Consider the following 667-nt stretch of genomic DNA (forward strand, 5'->3'; position numbering starts at 1 on the left):
ATTGAAAATATTGAGTGAATCTGATCGAATGGCTTCATGACCTCGAAGCCTGTGGATCTTCCTGCGGACCTTGCGTGCGCCTATCTGGCGCTGCTTTCCGAGCGTGAGATGTTACAGACTGAACGTGATGTCGTTGTTGCCGAGCGCGACACCGTCGTCGCCGAGCGGGACATTGCGGTGGCGCAAGCCGCCAATGCGCAGGCCATGCTGTCGGACAGTGAGGCCTTGATTGCCAGTCTGGAGCTGGCGATCGAAAAGCTGAAGCGCGAACTGCGCGGCCGGCGATCCGAGCGCACGGCGCGCCTGATCGACCAGATGGAATTGCAGCTCGAAGAACTGGTGATGGCGGCGACGGAGGATGAAGCCGCAGCGCAGGCGGCTGCCGCCAAGACCTCGAGCGTGCGTTCGTTCACGCGTAAACGGCCGGTCCGAAAGCCGTGGCCGGAGGATATCGAACGCGAGCGCGTGGTGATTGATCCCCCAGTCACCTGTGCATGCTGCGGCGGGTCGCGCCTGTCGAAACTGGGCGAGGACGTCACTGAGACGCTCGAGGAGATTCCGCGCCGGTTCAAAGTGATCGAGACGGTGCGGGAGAAATTTACCTGCCGTGACTGCGAGGCGATCAGCCAGCCGCCGGCGCCGTTCCATGCCACGCCGCGTGGCTTCA

The 667-nt window shown here is 62.4% G+C and carries 1 protein-coding gene; it reads left to right on the top strand.

Annotated elements, in window-relative coordinates:
* Positions 1–36: 36 nt before the first annotated feature.
* The coding region (locus PDO_RS16990; RefSeq protein WP_007604674.1) for an IS66 family transposase at positions 37–667 on the top strand (631 nt) is incomplete at its 3' end.

The organism is Rhizobium sp. PDO1-076 (assembly GCF_000247475.1).
Classification (GTDB): domain Bacteria; phylum Pseudomonadota; class Alphaproteobacteria; order Rhizobiales; family Rhizobiaceae; genus Allorhizobium.